Annotated in this window: 4 protein-coding genes; 1 reads left to right on the forward strand and 3 read right to left on the reverse strand. The window is 68.6% G+C overall.

All coding sequences use genetic code 11. The features are described from left to right. The first annotated feature begins 390 nt into the window (after positions 1–390). Positions 391–1,023 (forward strand): TetR/AcrR family transcriptional regulator, encoded by a 633-nt coding sequence (locus AOK11_RS34975; protein WP_055597678.1) that lies wholly within the window; start codon positions 391–393, stop codon positions 1,021–1,023. A gap of 54 nt (positions 1,024–1,077) precedes the next feature. Here the strand turns inward: AOK11_RS34975 and AOK11_RS34980 are convergent, their stop codons facing one another. The 3 genes from AOK11_RS34980 to AOK11_RS34990 form a co-directional block, all read right to left on the reverse strand. Beyond that, the gene (locus AOK11_RS34980) at positions 1,078–2,694 is read right to left on the reverse strand and encodes a long-chain fatty acid--CoA ligase (RefSeq protein WP_055597679.1); all 1,617 of its coding nucleotides are present in this window, start codon (positions 2,692–2,694) and stop codon (positions 1,078–1,080) included. A 39-nt stretch (positions 2,695–2,733) separates the two neighbouring features. Further along, complete coding sequence (locus AOK11_RS34985) at positions 2,734–4,074, reverse strand: MFS transporter (protein WP_055597680.1); 1,341 nt, start codon at positions 4,072–4,074, stop codon at positions 2,734–2,736. 181 nt (positions 4,075–4,255) lie between these two features. Beyond that, positions 4,256–5,455 carry an acetyl-CoA C-acyltransferase gene (locus AOK11_RS34990; protein ID WP_055597681.1) on the reverse strand — a complete coding sequence of 400 codons (1,200 nt, stop codon included), beginning with the start codon at positions 5,453–5,455 and terminating at the stop codon, positions 4,256–4,258. Between the last annotated feature and the right edge of the window lie 124 nt (positions 5,456–5,579).

The raw sequence follows: 5,579 nt of genomic DNA on the forward strand, positions 1-5,579 counted from the left end.
GCCTCGCCCCGCCCCGTCCCGTCCGCAAGCACAGCTCGCTCAGCCGGGAATGTCCCATGAGCTGCGCGGACGGATTGTCGACCGGAGCCGGTTCGGCGGTGGTCCGGCGGGCCGAGACGAGCGTGCGGTCGATGTCGTGCTCGTACTCCCAGACGTAGGTGGCGACGCGCTCGGCGATGCCGGCGACCAGCGGTTGCCCGCTGTCGCTGTCGCAGAGCCTGCGCAGCTCCAGCAGCCCTGTCGGCAGGGCGCCGTCGCCGGTGGCCGTGGGCTCACTACGTGTTTCTCGCCTGAAATACTAGGGAGTATCATCATCAGGTGCTCCGGACCCTCGAAGAGTGCGTCGGTGAGCAGTACGCCGGACGAATACCGAACGGGAGAAGGATCTGGATGGCAGTCACGGACGGCGTCGAGGCCGACAATGCCAAGCGTCGAATTCTGGATGCCGCGGCCGAGGCCTTCATGGAGCAGGGGTTCGGCGTCGCCATCGATGACATCGCCGACAGCATCGGTGCCACCAAAGGGCTGATCTATTACCACTTCCGCTCCAAGTTCGATATTTTCCTCGCCGCGTACGAGCACGGCATGCGAACCGTCCGCGAACAAGTGGAGCCGCTGGCACGGGCTCCCAGGAGCGGGCGGGAGAGACTCATCGCCATGTCGACCCAGCATGTGATGAATCTGATGACGAACCTCACGTATCACCATGTGGTTCATCTCGGAGTGCGTGAGCAGTCGTCGACAGCGCTGAAGCCCCGTCAGCGGAAGGCGTTGGACGAGCTGAACGTCCTGCGGGCCGAATACGAAGACCTTTTCCTTCAGGTCGTCAAAGAGGGGATCGCCGACGGCACCATTCGTCCCGTGCGCGCGAATCTGGCCGCCCGGACGCTGCTGTGCAGTCTCAATGCCGTCGACATGTGGTTTCGTCGGATCGAGGGGCAGTCGGCGGACGGCCTGAGGCACCTTGCCGACGAGGTCGTGGACATCGTGGTCGGAGGACTGCTCCTCGATCCGGTTCGCTGAGACTCTGCCGTGGCAGAGTCCGCGACGGGCCGTTCAGTGGTGCGGGGCTGACCGTCAGCCGCTCGTAGGGGTCATCGACCGGCGCAGCGCGGCTTTCGCGAACTTCCCGGACGCCGTCTTGGGAAGATCGTCCAGCATGACCACTTTCTCGGGGATCCACCACTTGGCCACCCGTCCGGACAGATGCCGGCGGACGCTCTCGGCGGTGAGGTCCGAATCCGGTACCGGCACCACGCAGGCGAGCGGTCTCTCCCCCCACTTGTCGTCGGGCACCGCGATGACCGCGGCTTCCAGGACATCGGTCATCGCCATGATCTCGTTCTCGAGTTCGACCGACGAGATCCACTCTCCTCCCGACTTGATGAGGTCCTTGGTCCGGTCGACGATGCGCACGACACCGAAGGGGTCGATGGTGGCCACGTCACCGGTCCGCAACCAGCCGTCCTCGGTGAACGCCGAGGCCTGGGAGGAGCCGCCGAAATAGGCGGCCGCGACGGTCGGGCCGGCGACCTGCAGTTCACCTCGGTGCCGTCCGTCGCGGGGCGCGGGGGAACCGTCCTCGGCGACCAGACGCAGCGAGCACAGCACCGTGGGGGGACCGGGGGCGGCCAGTGCCGTGATGCGGTCGTTCTCGGTCAGGGAGTGCGCTGTTTCGCTGGGCACTCTCGCGCTGCAGACCAGCGGGCTGGTCTCCGTCATCCCCCACGAGCTCGCCAGCGGGATGCCGGCCTTCTCGTGGAAGGCGCGGGAGAGCGGGACGGGCAGCGCGCCCCCGCCGCTGACGGCGCGTCGCAGTGCGCTCAGGTCGGCGTCGCCGAGGTGGGGCAGTATCCCGCGCCAGACCGTGGCCACCGCGGCGGCGAACGTCACCCGGCACGTCTCCATCGCCCGCACCAGACGCTCCGGTGACATGACCGGGCCGGGCATGACCAGGTTCGCTCCGGCCATCAGCGCGGCGTAGGGGAGGCCCCAGGCGTTGACGTGGAACATGGGCACGATCGGCATCACCGTGTCGTCCTCGCCGATGGCGAAGGTGTCCGCCATCAGCAGCGTCATCGCGTGCAGCACGATCGAGCGATGGTCGTAGAGGACTCCCTTGGGGCGGCCCGTCGTCCCCGACGTGTAGCACAGGGCGGCGGCGGTGCGTTCGTCGATGCTCTCGAACGCCGCGACCGGCCGTGCGACGCTCAGGAGGGTCTCGTAGTCGTGTATCCGGGGGTCGATCGGCAGCTCCGTCGGTGAGCCGTCGTCCATCACGACGAGGTGCCGCACACTCGGGCACTTCTCGAGCAGGGGGTGCACCACGTCGAGGAGCGACCGGTCGACGAAGAGGACGTCGTCCGCGGCGTCGTCGACGATGTAGGCGAGGTCGTCCGCGAAGAGACGGTGGTTGACCGTGTGCAGGACCCGCCCCGAGCAGGGCACGGCCATGTACAGCTCCAGGTGGCGCTGCGAGTTCCATCCGAAACTCCCCACCCGGGCGCCGGCGGGGACGCCCAGGTGATCCAGCACTCCGGCGAGGCGTCGGACGCGCTCGGCGACGTCGCCGTAGGAAGCGGACACCGTGCCGCTCAGCTGGGTCGTGGTGACGTGTTTGCGGCTGAACCGGTGCTCCATGCCGTCCATGAGCATCGGCAGTGACAAGGGGCGGTCCTGCATGAGGCCGTGCATGTGCGTTTCCTTCGTGTCTCGTTCCGGGAGGGGACGCGGCTAACGCGAGACGGGGGCCGGGGCCTCGGCCGCGGCTGCGTCCTCGCTCCGGACGGCCCGTGCGAGCAGAGGCGTGAGCAGGACGCCGACGACCGAGGCGGCGATGACGACGTAGAGCCCCGCGCTGGGGTTCCCGGTCGCCTCCTCGGCCAGGCCGAAGGCGTACGGGCCGAGGAACCCGCCGAGGAGCCCGATCGTGTTGATGAACGCGAGACCGGCGGCGGCGACCAGCCCGGACATCCGCGCCATGGCCACGGACCAGAACAGCGGCAGCGTGCCGAACACGAAGACCATGGACACCACGATCAGCAGGATCTGCACGGTCGGGGACGACGAGAGCACGAAGATCGCCGCCGTCACCGCCGTCGAGGCCGCGAGGATCCCGATGAGCGCCACCTCGTTGCCGAAACGACGGTGCACGAGGGGCACGAGGAGGACTCCGACGGTGGCCCCGATACCGGCGCTTCCCGACACCAGGCCGATGAGGAACGAGCCGTGAATGTTCAGCCCCTCGACGATCGACGGCATGTTGAAGACGATGCCGACGTTCGTGACCTGGTTGAACAGGTAGATCAGCGCGACGATGACGATGAAGGGGCGGGCGAAGGCGTGCTTCAGGTTGCCCTTGACGCGGTTTCCGGTTTCGGTGCCGTCACCGGCGGCCCGGGCGGAGAGTATCTCCGCTTCCTCGGACGTCAGCCATGAGGCGTCGCGGGGCGTCTCCGGCAGGCTGAACCAGACGAGGACGCCGACGAGCATGGTCACGATGCCCTCGATCAGGAACATCCACTGCCATCCGTGCAGCCCCAGAGCGGTGTCGAACTCCATCAGCGCGCCGCCCATCGGGTTGCCCACCACCAGGGCGACGGTCGGGGCCAGGTAGATGAATCCGACCACGGTGGCGCGGTGCTTCTGGGAGAACCACACGGTGACCATGTACATGAGGGTCGGGTAGAGGCCGGCTTCGGCCATGCCGAGGAGGAAACGCAGCACGTAGAACGACCACTCGCCCTGGACGAACATCATGGCCGCCGAGAGCGCGCCCCAGGTGACGGCGATCCGTGCGATCCACCGTCTTGGGCCGACTCTGTGCATGATCAGACTGCCGGGCACCTCCAGGAAGGCGTAGCTGACGAAGAAGATGCCGGCGCCCAGCCCGAAGGCCGTGACGCTGATGCCGACGTCGGCCTGCAGATGGGTCTTGGCGAGCGCGACGTTGGTGCGGTCGATGTAGGCCATGAAGTAGGCGGCCAGCATGATCGGCAGGAGCCTGACCATGGCCTTGCGCGTGGCGCGCGCGTGCAGCGCGTCCGCCGCCGAAGAAACCGAATCGACAGTCATCGAAGCCCTTCCAACGGGGTGAGGTACTGGTGTCGTGCGGGGAACGCATCCGGGGTGGTGGCGACGTGTCGCGCCCCGGTACGGCAGCGGCGGCCGGACTGTTCCGGATCCGCGCTGTTCGAAGGAGGGACTCCGCTCGAAGGAGGGAGTCCGCGCCGACCGCGTCGGCAGACGGTGGTCGTCAGAAGATCTCGAAGAGGCCGGCGGCGCCCATGCCTCCGCCGACGCACATGGTGATGACGGCGAACCGGGCACCGCGCCGGCGTCCCTCGAGCAGGGCGTGGCCGACGAGGCGGGCCCCCGTCATGCCGTAGGGGTGGCCGACCGCGATGGCGCCGCCGTTGACGTTGAGCTTGGCCGGATCGATGCCCAGGCGGTCACGGCAGTGGACGGCCTGCGACGCGAAGGCCTCGTTGAGCTCCCACAGGTCGATGTCGTCCACGGAGAGGCGGTGTTCGGCGAGCAGCCTGGGGACCGCGTGCACGGGGCCGATCCCCATTTCGTCCGGCTCGCAGCCGGCGACGGCGATCCCCCGGTAGGCGCCGAGCGGGGTGAGTCCGCGTCTCCCCGCTTCGCGGGCCTCCATCACCACGGCGGCGGAGGCGCCGTCGGAGAGCTGGGACGCGTTGCCGGCGGTGACGGTGGAGGTCGCGGACACCTTCCCGTCGGGAAGTACCGGCCGGAGACGGGACAGCGCGTCACGTGTGGTCGAGGCACGGCTTCCCTCGTCCTCGCGCAGAGTGAACTCCTGGACGGCCGCCGGGACGTCCGGGCCCTCGGGGGCCGTCCGCCGGCCGGACAGGGCGACGATCTCCTCGTCGAAGAGTCCCGCTCGTTGCGCGGCGGCCGTCCGCCGCTGGGACAGCAGGGCGAACTCGTCCTGTTCGTCGCGGCTGATGCCGTAACGCTCCGCCACGATCTCCGCCGTCTCCAGCATGCTCATGTAGAGCGAGGGTTTCTCCCGCGACAGCCACGGGTCGAGGGCCCGGTGGGTGTTCCTGTGCTCGTTCTGGACGAGGGAGACGGATTCGACTCCGCCACCGATCACGATGTTCATCCCGTCGGTGACGACCTGTTTCGCCGCGGTCGCGATCGCCATCAGACCCGACGCGCACTGCCGGTCGAGGGTCATTCCGGGAACCGACACCGGCAGACCCGCTCGCAGCGCCCCCTGGCGGGCGACGTTCATCCCCGTCGAGCCCTCCTGCATCGCGCAGCCGAACACGACGTCCTCGATCTCCGGTCCGTCGAGTCCCGCTCGCCGCAGTGCGCCGGTGATCGCGTGGGCGGCCAGCTGCTGCCCCGACGTGTCGTTGAACGAGCCACGGAACGCCTTGCCGATCGGCGTCCGGGCCGTGGACACGATGACGGCCTCTCTCACGGCACGGCCCCCGTCTCGGTGCCCGCCATGGCGGCATACCGCTTCGTCTGGTCGAACGCGGAGGCGGTGACCACGGGGGCGCTCATGTCGCTGATCTCGGCCCACCGCTCGGCGATGGTTTCGG

The sequence above is a fragment of the Streptomyces hirsutus genome (genome assembly GCF_001418415.1).
In the GTDB taxonomy this organism is placed as follows: domain Bacteria; phylum Actinomycetota; class Actinomycetes; order Streptomycetales; family Streptomycetaceae; genus Streptomyces; species Streptomyces hirsutus.

Excerpts from the sequence above, each read along its gene's own strand:
- AOK11_RS34975 (WP_055597678.1), top strand. The coding sequence starts at position 391 with ATGGCAGTCACGGACGGCGTCGAGGCCGACAATGCCAAGCGTCGAATT.
- AOK11_RS34985 (WP_055597680.1), bottom strand. The coding sequence starts at position 4,074 with ATGACTGTCGATTCGGTTTCTTCGGCGGCGGACGCGCTGCACGCGCGC.
- AOK11_RS34980 (WP_055597679.1), bottom strand. The coding sequence starts at position 2,694 with ATGCACGGCCTCATGCAGGACCGCCCCTTGTCACTGCCGATGCTCATG.